Raw genomic sequence first — 23,941 nt, 5'->3', positions numbered from 1 at the left:
GATCGCCCCCCAACCGCAGCTCTATGCGGCTGGCCTGTCCGTAGGTATCGCCGCGCTGCGCGTTGTGTACGGCGGCGGCACCCGCCGGCAGATGTTCTTGGAGGGCGCTTTGTGTGGCCTCATCACCCTGGCCTTGGTGCCGCTGCTCGAATGGATGGGCCTGCCGCAGGGCATGGCCACCTTCGCGGGCGGTGCCGTCGGCTTCATGGGGGTGGAGAAGCTGCGCGGCTACTCCGACAGATTCATGACTCGCAAGGTCGAGGGCTGAATGATGAAACTTATTCTCAAGCGGGTGCCGCACCAGGTTGAAACGACCTCGCTTCATGATGAGGCTCGACGCTTCCAGCTGACCAAAACCAATGCCGCCTCGCCATTCGCCCTCCATACGGAGGATGGGCAGGTTCTGCCCTGCCAGGCCAGCACCACCCTGCACAGCGCGCCTGGCGATGTGGTTCGGCTTACCGTTGTCTTCACCGTTGACGGTGACAGTCTGGCCGTCGAAGGCGATGTCGTGTAGTGGCTGCGCCGCCCGGCGCGAATGGATCAACAAATGGACAAAGGTGGCATATGAGCGAGCACGCAACCTCCTTGCTGGAGCGGATGCTGGCCGAGCAAGTGAAACAGACCGAACTGCTGCAGCGGATCGAAAAGAATCAGGTGATACTGATCCAGGCCCTGGCCGATGAGCAGGACGTGGATGTTGACAATATACCCACGGTCTACCTGAGCGGCGCGCCTGTTCATGGCGGTCGCTGATGGCCAGGCTCAACACTCTAAAGCAGAACGTGACGATTTTGCCGTCCGCCCCGGTCGCCCAGGTCAATGAGACTCAATGGGGTTCGGGTCGCGGTGGCCGTCCGTGGCGCCGCATTCGGGATCGCATCCTGTTGCGGGACCAGTACACCTGCCGGGCCTGCGGCCTGGTCACCAAAGACCTTGAGGTTGACCACATCATCAACGTCGCTGAAGGCGGCTCGGATGATGACAGCAACCTTCAGGCGCTGTGCGTGCCGTGCCATCAGGAGAAGACCGCTGCCGAGTCCGTCCGAGGTCGTCGCTAGGCCATTTGAAGCACGTCAAACCCCCGATTTTTGCCCTTTTTTGGGCGTTTTGGGTGGGGGGTGGGTCTGATCTAGAAATCCTTTTTGCTCGGACACCGCACCCAACTCATTCGCAGATTTTTTCCTCCCTGGAGTTTTTTGTTAATGGCTTTAACACCCAAAAAGCGTCGGTTCATTGACGCTATCAGGGGAGGTGCGTCCAATCGAGACGCGGCCATTGCGGCTGGATGCCCTGAAAAGTCGGCCTCCGCCGCTGGTTCAAGGCTGGCGAAAGATCCGGACGTGGTTAATGAACTGCACAAGTTGAATGCCCTTCACCCTGTTAAAGGTGCTGTTAACAGCAGTCCGCCTCAAGAGACCCATGACGAACCCGATGCTGATGATGAGCCAGCTGGATTTGACCTAGGCGCGGCGCTGCTGCATCGAGATCCGAAAGACTTCCTACTGGCGGTTATGAACGACGCCGGGTCGGAACCAAAGCTTCGGGTTGATGCAGCCAAGGCCCTGATGCCGTTCCTACATCCACGCAAGGGGGAGGGCGGAAAAAAGGACGAGCGACAAAAGGCGGCGGAGCAAGCGGCGAGCAAATTTACTCGCCAGGCGCCGCCTCGGTTGGCGGCAACGAACGGTAAGAAGGTGTAGCGATGGACTGGACCACCGCATGCCCGGACTGGGAACGGCGGTTGGTTCGAAGGCAGTCGATCATTCCGCCGCCAATCTTTCTCGACGAGGCCGAGAGAGCTGTACAGATCTTCAAGGAATTGAGGGTTCCTGATCTGCCGGGCAAGCCTCGGATGGCCGACTGCTGTGATGAATGGGTGCTCGACTTTGTCAGAGCCATCTTTGGTGGATATGACTCGGAGACAGGCAAGCAGCTGATCCGAGAGTTCGGCCTGCTGATCAGCAAGAAGAACACCAAGTCGACAATCGCCGCAGGGATCATGCTGACGGCGTTGATCTTGTGCTGGAGGGAAGAAGAGGAGCATCTGATCCTGGCTCCGACCAGGGAAGTTGCTGACAACGCCTTCAAGCCGGCAGCCGCCATGGTGCGTGCAGATGAAGAGCTGTCAGCGATGTTCCATGTGCAGGATCACATCCGCACCATCACAGATCGCACGACGAAGAACAGCCTGAAGGTTGTTGCGGCGGATACCGACACGGTATCGGGCAAAAAGTCTGGCAAGGTGTTGGTGGACGAGCTTTGGGTATTTGGAAAGAAACCGGGTGCCGAAGCCATGTTCATGGAGGCACTGGGCGGCCAGGTCTCCAGGGATGAAGGTTGGGTCATCTACCTGACGACGCAAAGTGATGAGCCTCCGGCCGGTGTTTTCAAGGAGCGCCTGCAGTACTGGCGTGACATTCGCGACGGAGTCATTGAGGACCGAAAAACACTCGGGATTCTCTATGAGTTCCCGAAGAGCATGATTCAGGATAAGTCGTACCTGGAGCCGGAGAACTTCTACATCACCAACCCCAACCTGGGGCGCTCGGTTAGCGCCGAGTGGCTGCAAGATGAACTGCGCAAAAAGCAGAACGCCGGAGATGGGTCTCTACAGAAATTCCTGGCGAAGCACTTAAACATCGAGATCGGCCTAAACCTTCGATCAGATCGATGGACCGGTGCTGATTTCTGGAAGGTTCAGGCAGACGAGTCGCTGAGCTTGCAAGCGCTGCTCGACCAGTCGGAAGTTGTGACTGTTGGCATCGACGGTGGCGGGCTCGACGACCTACTGGGCCTTACGGTGCTTGGGCGCAAATCAGGCTCAGACCTTTGGCTGTCCTGCTCGCTTGCCTGGGCTCATCCGATAGCGCTAGATCGTCGAAAGTCCGAGGAGTCCAAGTACCGTGACTTCGAGCGAGACGGCGATCTGGTCATTATCGAGGAGCTGCCCGGCGATGTAGCTGCGGTTGCTGATGTCGTTGAGATGATCGATGGCACCGGCCTGCTGGCAGGCGTCGGCATGGACCCGGAGAAAACTCACAAGGTCATGCTTGAAGAGCTGCTAAAACGCAAGATCGACGAGAAGATCATTTTCGGTATCCCTCAGGGCTGGAAGCTAGTGGGGGCCATCAGCATCGCTGAGCGGAGACTGGCGGAGCGGAAGCTCTTCCACGCAGATCAGCCGCTCATGGACTGGTGTGTTGGCAACGCCCGTATCGAATCGCGCGCCAACTCGGTGTTGATCACCAAGCAGGCCAGCGGCACTGCCAAGATCGACCCGGTGATGGCATTGCTCAACGCCGTTTCCCTGATGGCCACCAACCCATCGCCACCGGCGAAGAAGTACCAGATGTTTTTCCTCAACTCGTAGCCTGGTGGCTACGCCAGGCCCGCCGTGTGCGGGCCTTTGCAATTCTGGGGTACCCAATGAACAGAGCCTACAGCCTCCTTGAAATCAAGGCGGTGGACGATGACGCGCGCGTGATCACCGGCATCGCCACCACTCCGTCACCTGACCGCATGGATGATGTGGTCGAGCCCAAGGGAGCGCAATTCAAGCTGCCGATCCCTTTCCTGTGGCAACACAACCATGACCAGCCAGTTGGCCATGTAACCAAGGCGACTGTGACGGCGGCTGGTATCGAGGTCACAGTCGAGTTGGCTAAGGTCGAAGAGCCAGGCGCGTTGAAGGATCGCCTCGATGAGGCCTGGCAGTCCATAAAGTCGAAGCTGGTCCGCGGGCTATCCATTGGCTTTTCGCCGATTGAGTCGGCCAACATCGATGGCAGTTGGGGCCGCCGCTTCCTCAAGTGGGAGTGGCTGGAGCTTTCCGCCGTAACGGTGCCGGCAAACGCCGACGCCAGTATCCAGACCATCAAATCCATCGACCGCGAGCAGCGCGCCGCGACTGGCAACACGGCGCTCCCGGTCGTGCGCATCACCCCTGCCGGCGCTTCGGCAACCATCACAAAATCTGCGAAGCCCGAGGAGGGCGATATGAACATCCAAGAACAAATCAAATCCTTCGAAAGCACCCGAGCCGCCAAGGCCGCTCGCCTCGAAGAAATCATGGCCAAGGCCGCGGAAGAAGGCCGTACCCTTGACGCCTCCGAGTCAGAGGAGTACGACACCATCGAGGGCGAGCTGAAGTCCATCGATGGCCACCTGGGTCGCCTGCGTGGCCTGGAGAAGTCCATGGCTTCCACTGCCAAGTCGGTAGAGCCTGGTCGCGTGAACAGCGTGTCGAAAGGTCACGAGGTTCGCGACAACGCAGTGATCCGCGTTGAGCGCACTCTGCCGAAGGGCACTTCCTTCACCCGCTATGCCATCGCGCTGGCGCGCTCGAAGGGCAACCTGATGCAAGCGGTCGAAGTTGCCAAGGGCTGGGAGGAATCCACCCCTGAAGTGGTGACCGTTTTGAAGGCTGCTGTTGCCGCCGGCACCACCACCGACCCGGCCTGGGCGGCGCCGCTGGTTGAGTACCAGACCATGGCGAGCGAGTTCATCGAACTGCTGCGCCCGCAGACCATCATCGGCAAGATCCAGGGCCTGCGCCGCGTGCCGTTCAACATCAAAATGTCGGGCCAGACTTCCGGCTCCAGCGTGAACTGGGTCGGCGAGGGCAAGCCAAAGCCGGTTTCCGCCCTGGCATTCGACACCACTACCCTGCGCTCCACCAAAGCCGCGGGTATCGTGGTACTGACCGATGAGCTGGTGCGCTTCAGTAACCCCAGCGCCGAAGCGCTGGTACAGGCCGACCTCACCGCATCGATGGCGCAGTTCCTCGACGTGGCCTTCGTCGACCCTGCCATTGCCGAGGTGGCCGAGGTCTCCCCGGCATCGATCACCCATGGCGTGACGCCGATCGTAGCCAGTGGCACCACTGCGGACGCCTTGAAAGCGGACGTGAAACGACTGTTCGCCGCCTTCCTGGCAGCCAACATGACCCCGGCCGGAGCGGTTTGGATCATGACTCCAACCATGGCGCTGACTATCGGCATGATGACCAACGCCCTGGGGCAGGCTGAGTTCCCTGGCATCGACATGAACGGCGGTACCTTCATGGGCCTGCCGGTAATCGTGTCGGAAAGCGTGCCTGCCAATCCAGGCTCGGGCAGTCCGGCCACCGGTGCTGGTCAGCGCCTGATTCTGGCCAAGGCCTCCGAAATTCTGCTGGCTGACGATGGTGGTGTGACCATCGATGTGAGCCGCGAGGCATCCCTCCAGATGGACAGTGCGCCGGCAGCTGGTGCTACCGAGCTGGTCAGCCTCTGGCAGAACAACATGGTGGCGCTGCGCGCCGAGCGCTTCATCAACTGGAAGCGTCGTCGCCTGCAGGCGGTTGGCTATATCGACTCGGCGAACTACGAGTCTTGATCCATCAGGGCCGGGGTAGATCCCGGCCCTTCCGGGGGGAAGTCACCATGCAAATGGTTGCTCTGAAAGAATTCCGCTACGCCGGGCAGCAGTTGCTACCTGGTGATGCATTCGAGGCCCGTGATCGCGATGTCAGGCTGCTGCAGGCGATCAACAATGCTCGGCTTGAAGGTGATCCAGGCGCCTCAACTGATCAGGAACAGAAGGGCGCACCAGCCCCCGCGAAGCGCACCTACAAGCGCCGCGACATGAAGGCCGAATAACGGGTGGAGCCGCGATGAAATTGTTCAATTGGGGGGCTCGGACTGAGCAAAAGGCCTTGCGACCCGCTGACAATCGTGGCGGCTGGCTTGGGGTGATCCGAGAGTCGTTCGCAGGGGCCTGGCAGCAGAACGTTGAGGTTGATCAGGACACGGTCCTGGCGTTCTCTACGGTGTTCTCGTGTATCACGCTCATTGCCTCGGATATCGCAAAGCTGCGGGTCAAGTTGGTTCAGTTCACCAAGGATGAGGTGTGGGAGGAGGCGACAAGCCCGTCGTTTTCTCCGGTGCTGCGCAAGCCTAACCACTTCCAGAATCGCATCCAGTTCTATGAGTCCTGGGTGACTTCGAAGCTCACGAATGGCAACGCCTATGCGCTCAAACTGCGCGACGCGCGCGGGGTGGTAACGAAACTCTACATCCTCGACCCACGGCGTGTTACGCCATTGGTTGGCGATGATGGCAGCATCTTCTATGACCTCAAGGCGGACAACTTGTCCACGTTAGAGGAAGGCGCGGTGGTGCCGGCGAGCGAGATCATCCATGACCGCATGAACTGCCTGTTCCATCCGCTGGTTGGCATCTCGCCGATTTACGCCTGCGGCCTGGCCGCGATGCAAGGAAACGCGATCCAGAACAACTCGGCTAAGTTCTTCCAGAACGGCTCGAAGCCTGGTGGTGTGCTCACTGCGCCTGGGGCCATCAGCGAAGATACGGCCAAGCGCCTGAAAGCGCACTGGGACAGCGAATACACAGGCCAGAGCGCCGGCAAGGTCGCCATCCTGGGCGACGGCTTGAAGTACGAAGGCATGGCCATGTCTGCGGCCGATTCGCAGTTGATCGAGCAGTTGAAATGGTCAGCTGAGATCGTCTGCTCGGTGTTTCACGTCCCTGGTTACAAGGTCGGCGTAGGGGCGCAGCCTACCTACAACAACGCCGAGGTCCTCAACCAGGTGTATTACTCGGACTGTCTTCAGTCGCTAATTGAGGCGCTTGAGTTATGCCTGGATGAAGGCCTTGAGCTCCCATCGCAGTACGGGACGGAATTCGACCTGGATGGACTTCTCCGGATGGATACGGCCTCGCTCTACAAAGCGAACAACGAAGCGGTTGGTGGCGGCTGGATGAAGCCCAACGAGGCGCGCCGGCGAGCCGGCTTGCCTCGTGTTGAAGGCGGTGATTCGCCAATGATTCAGCAGCAAAACTACAGCTTGGCAGCTATCGCCCGTCGTGATGCGCAGAGCAATCCGTTTGCTGCCGCTCCGGCCGCGCCCGCACCGACAGAGCCTGCTGAGCCTTCCAAGCCATCCAACGAAGAACTGGACGATCAGGCGCGCATGTTCGCGATGCTGGTCGAGAAGGAGTTGAACCTTGAATCTGCGTGAGCTTGAGGCACAGGCGAAAGCACTGGCGCCGGTCCTGAAAGGGCTTGTCGAGAAAGCGCTGGCCGCGTTCCGGGTTGGTCTCGCGAAAGACCTGGATGATCGTGACGCCGTTTTGCGAGGTGAGTTAGCGGAGTCAATTAAGGCCATTCCTACCCCGGATATCGAGGCGATCGCTGAAGAAGCGGCCAAGCTCGTTCCCGCACCTGAAAACGGGAAGGATGCCGATCCCGACTTGGTCCGACAGTCTGTTACCGAAGAGGTGGCCAAGCTGCCGGCGCCCAAGGATGGCGTATCGGTCACGCTGGAAGATGTTGCTCCGATGCTGCTGGATGCAGTTAAGGAAGCTGTCAGCGCGCTTCCACCGCCAGAGCCAGGGGCCAGTGTCACGCCGGAAGATCTCCGGCCGGTCATTGCCGAAGAGGTGGCCAAGGCGGTGCAGGCCCTGGCTCTTCCGAAAGACGGAGATCCCGGTCGTGATGCGCTGCAGCTTGAGATCTTGCCGGAGATAGACGGTGAGAAATCCTACGTGCGCGGGACCTACGCTAAGCACCTAGGTGGCCTGTGGCGTTCGTTCGAGCGGACCTCCGGCATGAAGGGCTGGGAATGCATCGTCGATGGCATCGGCAGTGCGGCAGTAGAGCAGAAAGGTGAGCGAGGTTTCGAGCTGGCGCTGGTGCTTTCCAGTGGTGCCGAGGTGCGCAAAAAGCTTGATCTGCCCGTGATGATCTATCGCGGCGTGTTCGCTCCTGGCGATTACGTGCCAGGCGACACGGTGACGTGGGCCGGCAGTCTGTGGCACTGCGATGAGTCGACCTGCGACAAGCCGGGCGAGCCTGGCAGCAAGGGATGGCGCCTTTCGGTCAAGCGAGGCAGGGACGGCAAAGACGGCACTAATGGCAAAGACCTGACCAAGGGGGTGTTGGCATCATGATGTTCATCACTCTGGAGCAAGCAAAATCCCAACTTCGCGTGGATGACGACGCCGACGACGATGACATTCGAGACAAGGTCCTTGAGGCCAGCGATTTGGTGAAGGGGTACCTCAAGTCTGCCGCTAATGCCTATCTGGACGCTGATGGCGAGGCAATCCCAGGAAAAGTCCCGTATGCGGTCAAGGCAGCCACCAAGATGATGCTGGGCTACCTCTATAGCCAGCGCGACAACGACCAGGATCGGGAGTTTGAACAAGGCATGCTTCCCAGGCCGGTCACCGCGCTTCTCTATCATCTTCGCGACCCGGCACTGGCATGAGCATTCAAGCAGGTAAGCTGCGACATCGGATCGAGATCCAGCACAAGGTAGAGCAACGCGACCCTGTCACTGGAGAGTTTGGCGAGCCGACCTGGGAGCTGTTCGCCAAAGTATGGGCTCAGGTGTCGCCACTCTCCATGCGCGACTTGATTGCTGCAAAGGCCCAGCAGTCAGAAGCTACCGGGCGGATTGTCATCCGGTACCGCGCCGGCGTATTGCCCACGATGCGCATCGTCTACCGGGGCGAGGTATACAGCATCGAAGGGATACCGCTGGAGGATCCGAACTCGGGCCGTGAGTACCTGACAATCGCTGTTTCGAAGGGGGTGAAGGATGGCTGACGAAATCAGTGCGCGCATGCTGGGACTGGCCCCGGTGACCCGGAAGATGCTCGGTCTTGCACCGAAACTGCGCCGCAAGGGGTTGCGCAAGGCTGCCCGCCAGGCGATGAACATCGTCCGCGATGATGCGAAGTCCCGGGCCAAGGCTCTCGACGACCCTGAAACCGCTGAGAAGATTTGGAAGAACATCGTCACCCAGGAATCGGGCAAGCAAAGCCGGCGCGAGGGTGGGGTGGTGATGAAGGTCGGTATTCGCGGCGGGGCCGGCTCGAACCAGCATAGTAAGGACGCGAGCGGGAACCCTGGCGGCGACACCCGCCACTGGCGGTACATCGAGTTCGGCACCCAATACACCCCGCCGGCGCCGTTCATGCGGCCATCCTTCTCGCAGAACCTGGGCGCCGTTACCGACCGATTCGTCAGTGTCTTCGCCCAGGAGATTGACGCCGCATTGAGGGAGGCCTGATGGAGCCGCCAATTTTCGCCGTCTGCTCGGCAGATCCTGGTGTCACCGCGCTGTTGGGCGCCGGAGTCGACTGCCGGCTGTTCTCGTTCGGTGAAGCGGAGGAGGGCACGCTGAAGCCCTACGCGGTTTGGGGGCTGATTACCGGCAGTCCGGAGAACTACCTGGCCGGCCGCCCCGACGCCGATGGCTTCACGCTGCAGCTGGACGTTTACGCGGCCACCGGCGGTTCCGTCGCTGCTGTCACCAAGGCCCTGTGCGCCGCCATCGAGCCGCACGCCTACGTTGTCCGCTGGGGCGCTACAGACCGCGACCCGAACACGAAAGACCGACACCGAAGTTTCGACGTGGACTGGATAGTCCGCCGCTGAACCAACCGAGCCCGCCAAGTGCGGGCTTTTCTTTGCCCGACAGGAGACCACCATGTCGATTTTGACCCAAGGTACGCAGGTGTTTGGCCTGGTGCCACCTATCACCGGCACCGGCCCGTCTACCGTGATGGAGATTGAGTGCGCCACTGCTTTCAACCCGGGCGGCGCACCGGCCGAACAGATTGAGGACACCTGTCTCAGCTCCAAGGAGCGCACCTATAAGAAAGGGCTGCGCACCCCGGGCCAGGCGTCCCTCACCGTTAACGCAGATCCCAATAATGCCAGCCACATTCGGCTACACCAGCTCTCCGAAGCTGATGGCGATACCACCATCAAGTGGGCCGTGGGTTGGTCTGACGGGACCGCTGCCCCCACGGTGAACACCGAGGGTGATGACTTTGAACTGCCAGAAAGCCGCACCTGGTTCGTGTTTCAGGGCTATGTCGCCGACTTCCCGTTCGACTTCGCCGCTAACGCCGTGGTCAGCACCGCGGCCAGCATTCAACGATCGGGCGGTTCCGCCTGGATCAAGAAAACCACTTAAGGGGCCAACATGGATCTCGCACAACTGAAGAAGAAAGGGGGCGTCGTTGCTGACGCCCTGGTGGCGAAGAAGGTCGAGTGGAAGCACGTCGACGAGACCGGCAAGCCCGTCACCGACAAGTTCACCGTGCACGTCCGCCGACATGCCTTCGGCGTCATGGAGGCTATGTTCGCCGGCGGCGAAGCCGAGCGCTTCAAGAACGCCCGCTATTTGGCGGCGTCGATCATGCTGGGCAAGGGTGGCACCGAAGAGCTGCCGTTTGATGACGCCGTCAACCTCGACTCGGCGCTGGGGATCGTCCTGCTCAACGCGGTCAATGAGGTGAACAACCCTCCAGCAAAGAGCTGACCCCGGCCGACGAGCTGTGGCATGAATTGGTGCTGAACGGGGTCGGCGGGAGCACAATCGCCGAGGCCAAGGCCACGCTTTCCTACGCGGAGGTGCTGGCCTGGGTCGCATACCGGGATAAGCATGGATCGCTTAACCTGATGCGCCGCACCGAGCTTGCCGCGGCGCTTATCGCGCTCCAGGTCAATCGAAGTGGTGGCGGCAAGGCTGAGCTCTACGACTTCATGCCGCACCACGTCCGGCCGGGGACCCAGCTTGAGCGGGCCATGGCGGAATGGGCGTGACGTGGTAGATTCGCCTATTTCACAAGGAGGGCTCACATGAAAGGGGTGTTTTTTTTGCTGCCATTGGCGATAGGGATTTTTACAAATTCCTATGCTTCCGAGACTGATCAGAGAGATGTCGAAGAGCTCAAGGTGGCAATGGAAGATCGCTTAAAAGACTCTGAGAGCGCAAGGTTTAAAAGAGTTGTGATACTTGATGATGGAACAACTTGCGGCCTGGTAAATTCAAAAAACTCCTTCGGTGCATACTCAGGATTTGAGCCATTCATGGCGATGAAGCTTTCAACCGGAAAGTTTTATGTCTTAGATGTTGGCGAAGCATCTAGATCTGTATGTAAGGATCGAGGGGTGAGCATCCCCTAAAATCTAACATTCCCGCTTCGGCGGGATTTTTTTTGCCTGGAGGAAAGCATGGCGAGTCGCTCCCTGGGCACCTTGACGCTCGACCTTATCGCCAGAATTGGCGGATTTCAGCAGGGTATGGATCAAGCTGCGATATCCACGCGGCGCAGCATGTCGCAGGTCGAGCGATCCGCAGATAAGGCTTCGCAGGCTGTTGCATCCTCGTTCAAGGCGATCGCCGGCGCCGCTGCAGCGTACCTTGGCGCCCAGCAGGTGCTGGAGTATTCGCAGACTTGGGTCGGTGTTCAGAACCGGATCAAGCAGGTTTCATCTACGTTCGACGAGTTCTCCAAGCAGTCACAATCGGTTTTCGCGATCGCGCAAAACTCTCAGTCTTCACTTGAAGCGACCGCAGAGCTCTATCAGCGAATTGCCGCTTCATCAGGACAGCTGGGCGCTACACAAGAGAAAGTCGCTCAAGTTACTCAGAACATCAGTAAGGCAATGTCCGCGAGCGGGGTGTCGGCAGAAGCCGCACAAGGCGCCCTTATCCAGCTTGGGCAGGCGTTTGCATCTGGCGTACTCCGAGGTGAAGAGCTCAACTCCGTGCTTGAGCAGGCTCCTGGCTTGGCGCAGGCGATTGCCGATGGCCTGGGCGTTGCTCGGGAGTCTCTGCGAGCCATGGGTGAGGCTGGGAAGCTCACTTCCAAGGAGGTGTTCGCTGCAATTCTGTCTCAGACTCAAGCAGTCGATGATGCATTCGCGCGATCTCAGACCACAATCGCTGGTGCATTCCAGGCGATGGAGAACAGTGCAGCGAAACTCTTCGGAACTCTGGATGATTCGATCGGCATAACGAAATCTGTTGTCGACGGAATGTTGGCTCTATCTAAGTCTTGGGATAGCTCAGGAGTCGAGGTGTACACGCAACTGCTGAAAACAGGGCTGTATGTAGCCATTGGCAAAGTTGCACTAGGACTTGGCAGTCTGTACTCCTCCTGGCAGGCGAGTCGGGCCGCAGCGGAAGAGCAAGCAGAATCGGCGATGATCGCCGCCAACGGATCGTTGCGTCGTGCGGAAGCCTCCCACGCGGAAGCATTGGCAAGCCAGAACGCTGCCCGCCAGGCGGTTCAGGCTGCAACATCGCAGGTTGCCGCCGAGCGGCAGATTGCAGCCGCCGAGATTACTCGCCTACAGGCAGTCATGGGCTCTCTGGCTGCAGAGAAGCAGCTTGAGGCTCAGCGACTCCAAGCGCAGATCACCGATACCGGCCGGCAGCAGTCTGTTGCCCGCATGGCTGAGCTGCGCCTGGCGGAGGTAGCCATCACCAACCAGCTCAGCGCTGCGGAAGCAAAGCTGGCCGCCACAACTGTCGCGAGCTCTACTGCTGTGACTGGGGCGCTGACCAAGCAGGCGGTGGCGAGTGAAGCGGTGGCAGTCACTACACTGCAAGTATCCGCAGCCCAGTATGCGGCGAACACAGCGACTGCCGCGTGGGCGGCCACGGCGACGTTCGCAGGCCGGGCCATTGCAGGTTTGCAGGCTGCTTGGGGTGGGCTGATGCGCGTAATGGGCGGTCTTCCGGGCTTAGTGCTTACCGTTGCGGCTGTTGGAGCATCTTTCCTGACCTTTGGCAGTAATGCTGAGGCTGGCGCAGGGAAGGCAGCCGATGCATTCGAAGACGCCTCGGCAAGGATTCGTCGTGCCTCGCGCGAAATGATCCCGCAAAACCTCACCGGGCAAACCTACGAGCAGTTGCAGGAGAAGGTTGCCGGCCTCACCAGTGAGCTGAAAGAGGCTGAGCAGTGGCAGGAGGTATTCCAGAAGAGCGTCGACAACGGAAAGAACAATTCTCAGGGCAACCTTGACCGCCAAAAGGAAAAGGTCGGAGCGCTGCGCTTGGCGCTGCAAGAGCTGAACAAAGAACTGAACAGCTCGAGACTTGCGTCGGACAAAGAGGGGGGCAACTATCTCCAGAACCTGGAAAAGCAGTCAGTAGTTGCTGGCAAGTTGACCGAAGTTGAGAAGCTTCGCGCACAGCTTGCAGCAGGTACTCTGAGGCTGTCACCGCCGGACGAGAAAAAGGCACTTGCCTATGCGGAGGCGATCGACAAGGCGAACAAGGCCCTGAAGGAATCGAAGGCTGGCGACAAGGACTCCAAAGCCTTGGGTCGCCGATTCGAGGACATGGAAGAGGGGTATCGGCGACAGATTGAGCTGATCAATACCTCGACCGACAAGCGCAAGAACGCCAACGAGGTGGAGAAGCTCGCCTTCGAGATCTCTGCCGGGAAGCTGGAAGGCGTCAATGCTCAGCAGCGCAAGCGCCTGGAGGGATTGGCCGCAGAGCTGGATGCCAAGAAGGCGCTGCTAAAGGCAGACCAAGACGCCAAGAAGCTCGCCGCACTCAAGTTCAATCTCGACGAAGACAATCGTACGGCCAAGGATGGTTTAGACCAGGATCTGGCTGGCGCCGGCCGGGGCGAGCAGTACCGCGAGCGATTCAGGGAAATGCTGTCGATTGAGCAGGATTTCAACAAGCAGCGTCGCGAGATGTACAAGGAGTACAAGGAGGCGCTTCTCGCAGAAGACCCGGACGCAGAGGCCAACTACAAGAAGGAGACCGAGCTTCTTGATGAGGCGCTAGCTGAGCGCCTGGTGTTGCAACAGGACTATTACAACCAGCTCGATGAGGCGAAGAACAACTGGATGGATGGCGTCACCAGCGCCTGGGAGAGCTTCGCGGACGCTGCGACGGACTACTCGGCCATGGCCGCCGATGCAACAACCTCGATACTGGGCAGCGCCCGAAGCGAGCTCAGCACGTTCATGTCCGACGTGGCCACCGGAGCGGAGGATGCCGGGGATGCGCTGATGGACATGGTGACCGGGTTTGCCAAGGCAACTATCGGCGCCTTGGCTGACATGGCCGCTCAATGGCTGGTGTACCAAGCCGTGCAATTGATCGTCGGCAAAACAACGCAATCCACTGCCGGCATGGCCCTGGTGGCGCATGCACAGGCGGCATCGTTCCAGGCGCAGCTCGCGGCATACGCCTCGACTGCCGCCATCCCGATGATTGGTCCCGCCGCTGCACCAGCCGCCGCGGCTGCGGCAGCGGCAGCTACCGCGCCGATGGTTGCAGGCGTGGCCTCAACGGCTTTGATGGGGATGGCCCACGACGGCATCGACAGTATCCCGCGGGAAGGTACTTGGCTGCTTGATGGCGGCGAGCGCGTACTTAATCCCAACCAGAACCGCGACCTGACCCAGTACTTGCGTAATGCGGGTGATGCTGGCGCCGGAGCGGGAAGAGCGCAGGGGTTGACCATTCACGCACCGATCACCGTCCAGGCCCAGCCAGGCATGAGCGACGACTCAGCGCGTCGCCAAGGCGAAGTCATGAGCGAAGGCCTGACGCAGAAAATTCGCCAGGTTATGAATGAGGAGTTCAGCCAGGGCGGCTCTATGTGGAGAAAGTAATGGCAGAGACCTTCAGCTTTTGCACCCGGGTGGGTGCCTCGGGCGAGATCAAGCAACGCACCTGGGAGAACGACTTCGGTGACGGCTACATCCAGTCGGGCGGCACCGGAATCAACACCAAGTCCGAAGACTGGGACCACCAGATGACCGGCGGCCTTGAACCGGGCGATGAGCTACGGCAAGTCCGTGACTTTCTCGATCGCCATGAGGGCTACCGGTCTTTTCTCTGGATTCCACCTGGTGGTACCCAGGGGCGCTACAAGGTCAACGGCTACAAACTCGACCCGAAAGGAGCCGGCCTGTTCACGCTCAGCTTCAAGATGAAGCAGGTATTCACCCCTTACTGACCCCGCTCTGTGCGGGGTTTCTTCTTTCTGAGGTCCCATGAACTTCAACACCGACATCCAAAAGCTCGAGCCGGGCAACCAGATCCGGCTGTTCGAGGTGGACGCCACGCGCCTGGGCGGCAACTTGATGCGCTTCCACGGCCACGCCCAGGAAGGCGACATCATCTGGCAGGGCAACCCCTACTCACCGCAGCAGCTCGACGCCAAGGGCTTCGACATCCGCGGCGATGGAAGGCCGGCCAGCCCGACACTGCAGTTGGCCAACGAGATCGATGGCGTGCGCGGCGCGGTCACGGCGCTGTGCCTGCACCTGAAGGACCTGGCCGGTGCGAAGGTGAAGGTGATCGAAACCTTTCGGCACTTCCTGGACGCCGCCAATTTCCCCGACGGCAACCCTGATGCCTCGAACCAGGCCCGGGAAAACCTCTGGTACATCGAGCAGAAGACCGACGAAGACCGCGAGCAGGTGACGTTCCAGCTCTCCAGTCCGCTGGACCTGGGCGGCCAGATGCTGCCCAGCCAGCAGATCACCAAGCTCTGCCGCTGGGCCTGCCGTGGGCAGTACCGGCAGGAGGCCTGCGCCTATACCGGGTCGGCCATGTTCACCAAAAAGGACGAGCCCACCGACAACCCGGCGCTCGATCGCTGCGGCGGCCGCTGGAAAAGCTGCAAGGCCCGGGGCAATACCCGGCGCTTTGGCGGCTCCATGGGCGCCAGTCTCATTGCCAGTTCGAGGTAATCTATGCGCATCAACCAACAGTTGCAGGCCGCGATCCGCGAGCATGCTGAGCGCGAGCACCCAGCCGAGGCCTGCGGGGTACTGATCAAGACAGACCAGGGTCGGGAGTACGTGCCTTGCCGGAACCTGGCCAGAACGCCGCGCGACCACTTCACCCTGCACCACGAGGACCTGTCCCGGGCCGAGGACCGCGGCGAACTGCTGGCGATCATTCATAGCCACCCGGACGCCGCGCCAACGCCAAGCATGGCCGACCGGGTCAGTTGCGAGCTGCACGAGGTGCCCTGGGGTGTCGTGGGCTGGCCAGGCGGTGACATGGAGTGGTTCAAGCCTTCGGGCTACCAGGCGCCGCTGCTGGGCCGAGAGTTCGCCCACGGCCTGCTAGATTGCTGGGGCGCCTGCCGCGACTGGTACGCCCGCGAGGCTGGCCTGCAGTTGCCGAACTTCGAGCGCCTGGATCTGTGGTGGGAAGACCCGGACGGGGCAAGCCTCTACGAGGATAACTTTACTGGCGCCGGTTTCTACCAGGTCGACACGCCCAAGCGCGGCGACATGCTGGTGTTCATGGTTCCGTCCCCGGGCAGGCCGTGCTACCACCCGAACCATGCGGCCATCTACTTGGGCGACGAGCCGGCGCTGATCAGCGAAGACGCTCCGACACTGGGCGGCAGCGGCCCATTCATTTACCACCACATGGCTGGCCGCTCTTCCTCCCGAGACATTTACGGATGGTCGATGGCCAACCGCTGCAGGTTGGTGCTGCGCCACAAGGACTATCGCCCATGAAGCGAACCATCAAGCTTTACGGGGTGCTGCGCAAGAACTTTGGTCGTGAGTACATCCTTGACGTGCACAGCGTGCGCGACGCGATCGGGGCGCTGTGCGAAATGGTGCCGGGCTTCGAGAAGTTCATCACCACCGGCGAGGAGCGGGGCCTGGTGTTCACCGTGTTCTCGGACACGCGCAACCTGGACAACCAGGAGCTCGACCTGGTGGGCGACGACAACGGCGTTATCCGCATCGCGCCGATCATTCAGGGCAGCAAGCAGGCCGGCCTGTTTCAGGTGGTGCTGGGTGCGGTGCTGGTGGTGGCGGGGTTCTTCTCCGGCGGCACGACGACCGGCCCTGGCCTGGCCTTGTTGGCCGGTGGTGGTGCCCTGGCCCTGGGTGGGGTGGTGCAGATGCTGTCCCCGACAGCGAAGACCGGCAGCCTCGACCGCAACGAGGACGGCAACAACCCTTCGTATGGCTTCGGTTCGGCGGTGACCACTATTGCCCAGGGCAACCCTTACCCGGTGCTGTACGGCGAACGCGAGATCGGTGGTGCTATCGAATCTGGCGGGATCTACCCGCAAGACCAGCTTTGACCGCTGGCAATTCCTGACCCGCTTCGGCGGGTTTTTTGTTTCTGGAGGGGCGCATGGGCGCAGCAGTGAAGCGCAAGCCGCGGCGAGCCGCCAACAGCAGGCGACGGGTAGTCGGCAGCAAGGGCGGGCAGAAGAAGCAGAAGCAACCCAGCATCGCCTCGAATGGCGTACCGTCGATCTCCACGGCGCGGATTGTCTATCTGTGGAGCTGGGGCCCCATTGTCGGCCCAGTGAACGGCCTGCGCTCGGTCAAGCTCGCCGGTACGCCGATCATGGCCGAGGACGGCACCCTCAACTACCCCGGGGTTAAGTGGCAGTTCCGCTCGGGCGAGTTGGACCAGGAGCGCCTGGCGGGTATCAGCGAGTCGAGCAACGAGATTGATGTCGGCCAGGAGCTGAGGAGCACCACCCCGTGGCTGCACTCGATCACCAATTCCATGATCGATGCCGTGCGCCTGCGCTTCAGCTGGCCGCAACTGCAGTCGCAAGATGCAAACGGCAATATCAATGGCGTGCGCATCGAGTATGCCGTTGATGTCTCGACCGACGGCGGACCCTACCTGCAGGTGCTGGCCTCCGAAGTCGACCGCAAGAACATCACCAAGTACGAGCGCTCCCACCGTATCGAGTTGCCGGCCGGTAGCCGCTGGTCCATTCGCGCCCGGCGCCTGACGCCTGAAGCCAACAGCTCTCTGGTGCAGGATGGCATGGTGGTGGAGGCCATTGCAGAGGTGGTCGACAGCGACCAGGAGTACCCGCTCACGGCCGTTGGCTGCCTCGAGTACGACGCCCAGCAGTTCGGCGGCGATATCGCCAAGGTGGCGGTGCTGATGCGTGGTCGCATCATCCGTGTGCCGATGAACTATGACCCGGCGACCAGGACCTATGCCACGGCAGGCCCCGGTACCAGCAATGGGGTTTGGGATGGCACCTTCAAGGAGGCCTACACCAACAATCCGGCATGGATCTTTTACGACCTGGCCCTGCACCCGTACTATGGCCTTGGCGAGCGCGTTGATGCCAGCATGATCAACCGCTGGGCCCTGTACCGCATTGCCCAGTACTGCGACCAGATGGTGCCGGACGGCAAGGGCGGCCAGGAGCCGCGCTTCACCTGCAACCTGTACCTGCAGAAGCAGGCCGAGGCCTGGGCAGTGCTGCAGGACTTGGCCGCGATCTTCCATGGCCTGGCCTTCTGGGACGGTAGCCAGATCGTCGTCAACGCCGACATGCCGCAGGATTCGGCTTACACCTACACCGGCGCCCAGATCCTCGGCGACGGCGCCATCAAGTACACCGGCAGCAAATGGCGCGACCGGCACAGCTTGGCCATGGTCTCGTTCGACGACCCGGCTCAGGGCTTCGATACCGACAAGGAGCCAGTGTTCGATGAGGACGCCATGGCCGACTACGGCGTGCGTGAAACCTCCGTCGAGGCAGTGGGTTGCACCTCTCGCGGCCAGGCCCAGCGCGCCGGCCAATGGGCGCTTCTGACCGAGCAGTTGCAGGTGCGCGGCGGAACAATGCGCGTCGGCCTCGACGGTTACATTCCAAAGCCGGGCAAGGTGATCTCTGTCGCGGATTCGATGCTGGCCGGCCGGGCCAATGGCGGGCGCATTGCTGCTGTTGCTGGCCGGGTCATTACCCTGGATCGCGATGCTGAGGCGCCCACCGGCGCGCGCCTGCAGGTCAACCTGCCCAGCGGCAAGGCCGAGGCCCGACAGATCCGTTCGGTGTCCGGCCGGCAGGTCACGGTGATGGCCGACTACAGCGAGGTGCCCGAGGCAGAATGCGGCTGGGCGCTGGACTATGACGACCTGAAGCTGATGCAGTTCTACGTGCGCAACGTCACGCGCCCGGAGTGGCACCAGTTTCAGCTGGAGTTGATCCAGCACGAGCCGAGCAAGTTCGACGCCATCGACTACGGCACCGTGATCGATGACCGTCCTATCAGTGTGCTACCACCTGGCGTGCAAGACGCGCCGGCACGCGTGCTGATCACCAGTCATAGCTCCGTGGAGCAGGGCATGGCCGTTACCACCATGGTCATCGGGTGGGACGCGGCGCCCGGGGCAGTGGCTTATGACGTGGAATGGCGCTGGGGCGCCCGGGATTGGATCAAGCTGCCGCGTACCGGCGAGCTGTCGGCCGACGTGCGTGGCGTGTATGCAGGCCAGTACCTGGCCCGTGTGCGCGCCGTCAGCGCCATGGATGTGGCGTCGATGCCGACCAGTTCGGTGCTTACTGATGTCGCGGGCAAGACTACACCGCCGCCGGCGGTCACCAAACTGGAGGCCAGCCCGTTGGTCTACGGCATCAAGCTGGCCTGGGGCTTTCCTGCTGGCGCCGAAGACACCCAGCGGACGGAGATCTGGTACAGCAAGACCACCTCGCGGGACGATGCGATCAAGCTGGGCGACTTCGCCTACCCGCAGGCCGAGCACGAGATGCATGGTCTGGCGGCCGGTGTGTCGTTCTTCTTCTGGGCTCGGCTGATCGATCGTACCGGCAACATCGGCCCGTGGTACCCGGCGGGCGTTGGCGTCAACGGCCAATCCAGCTCCGACCAGAGCCAGTATGACGAGTATTTCAAGGACAAGATCGGTAATGGCGCGCTGTACCCGGAGCTGCGCAAGGAGATCGAGTTGATTTCCGGCAATGGCCCGGGGTCGGTGAACGAACGACTCGGCGAGCTTCAGGACGAGATTGCCGGCCTGGTAGATGCATTGGAGTACGACCCGGAGAAGGCCTACCTGCAGGACGACAGCGTCCGCCAGGGGCAGCGCCTGTACCAGGCCAAGGTCGCTGTTCCGGCGGCGCCCGGCGGAGAGAATGCCCCGCCGAACGCAACGTACTGGATCGACATTGGTCAGGCTGTGCAGTCGGCCAACGGCTTGGCGGCCCAGGTACAGCGGAACACCGCGAGCATCGAAGATCATGGCGGAAAGATCACGGCTCAGGCCGAGCAGTTGAGTGCTGTGAAGGCAGAGGTCGAAGACCCAGTAACGGGTTTGACGGCCACAGCCAATGGTCTGAGCTCACTGTCCAGTGAAGTCGAAACCATTGACGGCAAGGTCAACGCGAGCGCGCAAAAGCTCGACGGCGTGTACGCCCAGGTCAATCCGGCGCTGGCCGGGACCGAGGAGGGCTTTGCCGGATCAGAGCAGATCTACGTCGGTGTGTGGTCCGAGCAGTCGGCGCGTATTGAAGATGGTGTGGCCACTGGGCGTCGCCTGGATGCTGTGCAGGTACAGCAGGGCGCGACCAGCGCCGCGGTGCAGCAGGTTAGTGAGGCGGTGGTTGGTATCGATGGCCGCGTGTCTGCGATGACAACCCTCAAGGCGCAGACCATCTCGAATGGCAAAAAAGTTATGGCCGGCCTGGTACTGGGCAGCGATGGCGAAACGTCAGAGATCCTTGCCTTCGCGCAACGCTTCGCCATCGTTGACGAGGCGTCTGGGGGGATGATCCTGCCGTTCGTTGTCCAGGACGGACAGGTGTTCATCAACACCGCGATTATCAACACGGCGTTCATCAAGGAGATTATCGCCGGGATGAGCATCCGATCGGCTGCAGTCAACTCGCAAGGGTTGCCGCTGTTGGAGATCAACTTCGCCGCGGGAACGTTCGTACTTCGCGGCCAAGATGCCAATGGCTCAACGCTGCTAAACAACGGCGGCATCTACACGTACGACTTGAACGGCGTCGAGAGGACGGCAGTAGGGAGGATGACTTGATGGCAGTGCAATACGGCATGCGAACGCGGGATGCTTCCGGTGCAGTGACGCTCGACACGTCTGTCACGCCAGTTCGCTCGCTGAAGATGATGACGGTGGTGGGTAACGGGGCGTTCGACCAATACATTTCAATACCGGAGATTCAGGCCAGCTCCTTCGTTGTTGTCGACACCCTTGAGGACAGGGGGAACTACACGTTCTCACCTGCCGCTTGGTGGACCACGGGCCAGCTGCAGCTCAGGCAGCCTCAGAACTTCACCTGGCAGGTGATGATTTTGTCGCAGGGCGGGGAACCGTTTTCGGCTTCAGGCACCTATGGCATTCGAACTACAAACAATGGTAAGGCCACCCAGATTGATGCCATCAACAAAGTGCTGGCGATCAGGTACTCGGGGAAGTTCTCCCTTCTGGTGGGGAGCGGTGATCAACAGATCGAGGGGGACACCTACTACGCGTGGCCAGCGCCCATCACGACCTATGAGCGGCCGCTGATTTTCTTGAATGCCGACGACTACATGATGGTGGGGTTGTTCAGGATTACGGGTAGCCCAGGGAACTGGACCGGATTCAGGATCGCCAATAGGGCCCACCCAAACCATGGACCAATCTGGACTCAGCCGACGAGGATCAGGTGGTTCTGTGCAAGCTACATGGCAGACACCACACCCGTCGACCAGTACGGCGCCTCTGTCAGGGATGCGAGTGGGAACAGGATTTTCGCTTCCACAATGAACATCGTTTCGCTGAACAGTCAGCCAACGGCTACATCGTTTGTTACTGCCGGCAACCCTATCACTGGCACTGGCTACTACGCGACGAGCCAGCAGATGGCATGGACAGGCAACTATGACGACTACGTTCTGGCGAACGCGCTGTTCTCACAGACCAACATCATCCAGACGACTCAACCCTACCGGATGAACTTCGGTGGATTCTTGCCCGGGAACAGAGGAGTTCTCCAAATGTACTGCGAGAACTTCTCCGGGGCCAACCCAGTACTGGCCAATGGGCGAACGCTCTTCGCTGCACGCCCAATGCGCCCCATCTAAGGAATCATCATGGCTAAGCAAAACATCAACCTCGGCACCGCGCCGACGGGGGCTGGTGGCGATACGCCGCGCAGCGCATTTACCAAGGCTCAGGCGAACTTCGACGAGCTGTATTCCATCATCGGTAGCTTTGGCAATGCAGCCGCCCGGAATGTCGGCACTACTGCTGGCCAGGTCATGGAAGTGGGGGCGGGCGGCCTATTGGGATTGGCGCCATCGGTATCCAACCTGCACAACATCACTACCACCGAGTTCCGCAGCTCTTCCGTTGCCACTAACTCTCCACCCGGCGGCGACGGCCTTTACAACCTGATCAATATTCGGTCAGGCGCTGATCATCGATGGGGGACGGTGCTTGCGCAGGAGGTCAACGGATACCGGGTCGCGTTCAAGACCGTCGCAATCGATCAGTCTTTCGCAACGTCGTGGTCGGTTCTCTACCACTCCAACAACACCACCCGTGCCGCTGATGGCACGCTGAAGGCGATCTGAAGATGACCCGAGCAGCAATCAACATCCTCGGTGCCACCGGGGAAATCCTCGATGTGACATCGCTTGGCAAAGCTGACATCACCTGCGAGCGCCCAGGGCCAGGTCAGTACCTGGTGCGCGGAACCCTGGGCATGGCACGCCCGCCTGAAGGCTGGGGCTATGTCATCAACCAGATGGACAAGGATGCGGCGGTGACCATCAGCTTCGACGATGAGGTGCTGGCAGTAAGTGTCGCTGTCGACGGTACGCCGGCCGATCTGAAACACAGCATCACGCTGCACGTGTCAGTCGAGCCGCTGCCAGTGATGGAGGTACCGACACCGCCTGAGCCTGTTCCTGTCGATCCGCTGGAAGTGGCCCAGGTCGAGTTGGCCCGCCGCCGCGCCGCGGCGGATTACGTGATTGCTCCGCTGCAGGACGCAGTTGATGTGGAAGAGGCGACGGAAGACGAAGCAGCCGCGCTGAATGCCTGGAAAAAATATCGGGTGGCTTTGAGCCGGGTACCCGATCAGCCTGGCTACCCGACCGTCATTGATTGGCCCACCACTCCTGCGTGATTGCTGGCCGAACCCTGACACCCGCCATCGAGCGGGTTTATTTTTGCCTGGAGAAACACATGCCCCCTTTGACCGAGCAGCAGATGCTGCAGATCCTCCCGAACGCCCGCCCAGTTGCGGGCATTTTTTTGCCTGCGTTGAACCGGGCCATGGCGCGCCACAAGATCGACAGCCCGGTGCGCGTGGCTGCGTTCCTGGCTCAGGTCGGCCATGAGTCGGGCCAACTGCGCAACTTGGTGGAGAACCTGAACTACAGCGCCGAGGCGTTGGTGCGTACCTGGCCCAGCCGGTTCACTGCGGAGTCGGCAGCCGCCTGCGCGCGGCAGCCGGAGAAGATCGCCAACACCGTCTACAGCGGGCGCATGGGCAACACCCGCCCGGGGGACGGCTGGCGGTACCGTGGGCGGGGACTGATCCAGCTCACCGGGCGGGCGAACTACGCCGCCGCCAGCGCCGGCCTGGTCCTTCCGTTGGAGGAGAAGCCTGAACTGCTCGAGCAGCCGGAGCACGCCGCGATGTCCGCCGCCTGGTGGTGGTCGACCCACGGCCTGAACGAGCTGGCCGACGCCGGCCGCTTCCAGGACATCGGCAGCGTGATCAACACCGGCAAGCCTGGCCGGGTGCCGCACGGCGCCGCTGAGCGTAAGGCGCTGTATGACCGCGCGCTGAAGGTGCTGGCGTGATCAGCGCGCGCACGATCGGCGCGGCCCTATTGCTGGCGCTGTTGGTCTGGGCGTTCTGGGGCACCTATGAGCACGGACGCTCGACCATGGATGCCGAGTGGCAGGCCAAGAGCGCGAAGCAGGCAAAGGATTATCAGCGGGAGCGAGAGGCGGCCGCTGTGGCGGTGATCAACTGGCAGGGCGCAGAGCAGGCCCGGCGCCGGGCCCTTGAGGATCAGCTGCAGGCCAACGACAAAACCCACCACCAGGAGCTGACCAATGCTCAAGCAACCCAGGCTCGCCTGCGCGATCGTCTCGCTACTTCTGATCTCCGGCTGTCAGTCCTACTCGCCGCCCCAGCCCAGGGTAGTGGCTGTGGGGTGCCAGCCACCACCGGCGCCGGCGGCGTGGTTCATGGAGCCGCGCGAGGCGAACTTGACCCAGCGGCTGCTCAACGAATTGTCGCAGTCACCGATGCCGGCGACCAAGGATTGATTGCCCTGCGGGCGTGCCAAGCCTACGTCCGAGACATTGGGCGGT

29 protein-coding genes are annotated in these 23,941 nt (G+C 61.1%); all 29 read left to right on the top strand.

From position 1 onward, the window contains the following. Position 1: 1 nt before the first annotated feature. The gene (locus UW3_RS27590) at positions 2–268 is read left to right on the top strand and encodes a phage holin, lambda family (protein WP_148276815.1); all 267 of its coding nucleotides are present in this window, start codon (positions 2–4) and stop codon (positions 266–268) included. Continuing rightward, a complete protein-coding gene (locus tag UW3_RS0123580; protein WP_010226216.1) occupies positions 269–517 on the top strand; it encodes a hypothetical protein in 249 nt (82 codons plus the stop codon). A 50-nt stretch (positions 518–567) separates the two neighbouring features. Beyond that, positions 568–756, top strand: a complete 189-nt coding sequence (locus UW3_RS28920; protein ID WP_010226215.1) for a hypothetical protein — start codon at positions 568–570, stop codon at positions 754–756. Beyond that, a complete protein-coding gene (locus UW3_RS0123570; protein WP_010226214.1) occupies positions 756–1,061 on the top strand; it encodes an HNH endonuclease in 306 nt (101 codons plus the stop codon). The genes UW3_RS28920 and UW3_RS0123570 overlap by 1 nt, the downstream gene beginning before the upstream one ends. A 144-nt stretch (positions 1,062–1,205) precedes the next feature. Continuing rightward, the gene (locus UW3_RS0123565; RefSeq protein WP_010226213.1) at positions 1,206–1,703 is read left to right on the top strand and encodes a terminase small subunit; all 498 of its coding nucleotides are present in this window, start codon (positions 1,206–1,208) and stop codon (positions 1,701–1,703) included. A gap of 2 nt (positions 1,704–1,705) precedes the next feature. Beyond that, a complete protein-coding gene (locus UW3_RS0123560; RefSeq protein WP_010226212.1) occupies positions 1,706–3,373 on the top strand; it encodes a terminase large subunit in 1,668 nt (555 codons plus the stop codon). Positions 3,374–3,429: 56 nt separating this feature from the next. Then, positions 3,430–5,379, top strand: a complete 1,950-nt coding sequence (locus tag UW3_RS0123555; RefSeq protein WP_010226211.1) for a phage major capsid protein — start codon at positions 3,430–3,432, stop codon at positions 5,377–5,379. 47 nt (positions 5,380–5,426) lie between these two features. Next, positions 5,427–5,642, top strand: coding sequence for a hypothetical protein (locus UW3_RS0123550; protein WP_010226210.1), 216 nt, complete (start codon positions 5,427–5,429; stop codon positions 5,640–5,642). Positions 5,643–5,656: 14 nt separating this feature from the next. After that, positions 5,657–7,024 carry a phage portal protein gene (locus tag UW3_RS0123545; protein WP_010226209.1) on the top strand — a complete coding sequence of 456 codons (1,368 nt, stop codon included), beginning with the start codon at positions 5,657–5,659 and terminating at the stop codon, positions 7,022–7,024. Beyond that, positions 7,011–7,955: a hypothetical protein gene (locus tag UW3_RS0123540; protein ID WP_010226207.1), complete on the top strand. Its 945-nt coding sequence runs from the start codon at positions 7,011–7,013 to the stop codon at positions 7,953–7,955. The genes UW3_RS0123545 and UW3_RS0123540 overlap by 14 nt, the downstream gene beginning before the upstream one ends. Then, a complete protein-coding gene (locus UW3_RS0123535) occupies positions 7,952–8,275 on the top strand; it encodes a head-tail connector protein (protein WP_010226205.1) in 324 nt (107 codons plus the stop codon). The genes UW3_RS0123540 and UW3_RS0123535 overlap by 4 nt, the downstream gene beginning before the upstream one ends. Continuing rightward, the gene (locus UW3_RS0123530; RefSeq protein ID WP_010226203.1) at positions 8,272–8,616 is read left to right on the top strand and encodes a phage head closure protein; all 345 of its coding nucleotides are present in this window, start codon (positions 8,272–8,274) and stop codon (positions 8,614–8,616) included. The genes UW3_RS0123535 and UW3_RS0123530 overlap by 4 nt, the downstream gene beginning before the upstream one ends. Further along, positions 8,609–9,082: an HK97-gp10 family putative phage morphogenesis protein gene (locus tag UW3_RS0123525; protein ID WP_010226201.1), complete on the top strand. Its 474-nt coding sequence runs from the start codon at positions 8,609–8,611 to the stop codon at positions 9,080–9,082. The genes UW3_RS0123530 and UW3_RS0123525 overlap by 8 nt, the downstream gene beginning before the upstream one ends. Beyond that, positions 9,082–9,450, top strand: a complete 369-nt coding sequence (locus tag UW3_RS0123520) for a DUF3168 domain-containing protein (protein ID WP_010226199.1) — start codon at positions 9,082–9,084, stop codon at positions 9,448–9,450. Before UW3_RS0123525 ends, UW3_RS0123520 begins: the two co-directional genes overlap by 1 nt. 52 nt (positions 9,451–9,502) lie before the next feature. Further along, complete coding sequence (locus UW3_RS0123515) at positions 9,503–9,994, top strand: phage tail tube protein (RefSeq protein WP_010226196.1); 492 nt, start codon at positions 9,503–9,505, stop codon at positions 9,992–9,994. Positions 9,995–10,003: 9 nt separating this feature from the next. Further along, complete coding sequence (locus UW3_RS0123510) at positions 10,004–10,342, top strand: phage tail assembly chaperone family protein, TAC (RefSeq protein WP_010226194.1); 339 nt, start codon at positions 10,004–10,006, stop codon at positions 10,340–10,342. Between the two features lie 29 nt (positions 10,343–10,371). Beyond that, complete coding sequence (locus tag UW3_RS0123505) at positions 10,372–10,626, top strand: phage tail assembly protein T (protein WP_026001491.1); 255 nt, start codon at positions 10,372–10,374, stop codon at positions 10,624–10,626. Between the two features lie 36 nt (positions 10,627–10,662). Beyond that, the gene (locus UW3_RS27580; protein WP_010226190.1) at positions 10,663–10,989 is read left to right on the top strand and encodes a sporulation and cell division repeat protein; all 327 of its coding nucleotides are present in this window, start codon (positions 10,663–10,665) and stop codon (positions 10,987–10,989) included. Positions 10,990–11,037: 48 nt separating this feature from the next. Continuing rightward, the gene (locus UW3_RS0123495) at positions 11,038–14,451 is read left to right on the top strand and encodes a tape measure protein (RefSeq protein ID WP_010226188.1); all 3,414 of its coding nucleotides are present in this window, start codon (positions 11,038–11,040) and stop codon (positions 14,449–14,451) included. Beyond that, positions 14,451–14,798: a phage tail protein gene (locus UW3_RS0123490; protein WP_010226186.1), complete on the top strand. Its 348-nt coding sequence runs from the start codon at positions 14,451–14,453 to the stop codon at positions 14,796–14,798. The genes UW3_RS0123495 and UW3_RS0123490 overlap by 1 nt, the downstream gene beginning before the upstream one ends. Positions 14,799–14,835: 37 nt before the next feature. Beyond that, on the top strand, positions 14,836–15,537 hold the full coding sequence (locus UW3_RS0123485; RefSeq protein ID WP_010226184.1) for a phage minor tail protein L: 702 nt from the start codon (positions 14,836–14,838) through the stop codon (positions 15,535–15,537). Between the two features lie 3 nt (positions 15,538–15,540). Next, complete coding sequence (locus tag UW3_RS0123480; protein WP_010226181.1) at positions 15,541–16,323, top strand: C40 family peptidase; 783 nt, start codon at positions 15,541–15,543, stop codon at positions 16,321–16,323. After that, positions 16,320–16,904 carry a tail assembly protein gene (locus UW3_RS0123475; protein ID WP_010226179.1) on the top strand — a complete coding sequence of 195 codons (585 nt, stop codon included), beginning with the start codon at positions 16,320–16,322 and terminating at the stop codon, positions 16,902–16,904. Before UW3_RS0123480 ends, UW3_RS0123475 begins: the two co-directional genes overlap by 4 nt. Positions 16,905–16,957: 53 nt before the next feature. Then, positions 16,958–20,641 carry a TipJ family phage tail tip protein gene (locus tag UW3_RS0123470; protein ID WP_010226177.1) on the top strand — a complete coding sequence of 1,228 codons (3,684 nt, stop codon included), beginning with the start codon at positions 16,958–16,960 and terminating at the stop codon, positions 20,639–20,641. Beyond that, positions 20,641–21,690, top strand: a complete 1,050-nt coding sequence (locus tag UW3_RS0123465; RefSeq protein ID WP_010226175.1) for a hypothetical protein — start codon at positions 20,641–20,643, stop codon at positions 21,688–21,690. Before UW3_RS0123470 ends, UW3_RS0123465 begins: the two co-directional genes overlap by 1 nt. A 9-nt stretch (positions 21,691–21,699) precedes the next feature. Further along, the gene (locus UW3_RS0123460; RefSeq protein WP_010226173.1) at positions 21,700–22,182 is read left to right on the top strand and encodes a hypothetical protein; all 483 of its coding nucleotides are present in this window, start codon (positions 21,700–21,702) and stop codon (positions 22,180–22,182) included. A 2-nt stretch (positions 22,183–22,184) separates the two neighbouring features. Then, complete coding sequence (locus UW3_RS30095) at positions 22,185–22,739, top strand: tail fiber assembly protein (RefSeq protein ID WP_010226171.1); 555 nt, start codon at positions 22,185–22,187, stop codon at positions 22,737–22,739. Positions 22,740–22,798: 59 nt separating this feature from the next. After that, the gene (locus tag UW3_RS0123450) at positions 22,799–23,422 is read left to right on the top strand and encodes a glycoside hydrolase family 19 protein (RefSeq protein WP_010226169.1); all 624 of its coding nucleotides are present in this window, start codon (positions 22,799–22,801) and stop codon (positions 23,420–23,422) included. 14 nt (positions 23,423–23,436) lie between these two features. Continuing rightward, positions 23,437–23,941: lysis system i-spanin subunit Rz (locus UW3_RS27575; protein WP_420220034.1), on the top strand; the 505-nt coding region annotated here is incomplete at its 3' end.

This window comes from Pseudomonas donghuensis, from assembly GCF_000259195.1.
Lineage (GTDB): Bacteria > Pseudomonadota > Gammaproteobacteria > Pseudomonadales > Pseudomonadaceae > Aquipseudomonas > Aquipseudomonas donghuensis.
The sequence above is the reverse complement of the archived record's forward strand: the minus strand, read 5'-3'. Positions and strand labels throughout refer to the sequence as shown.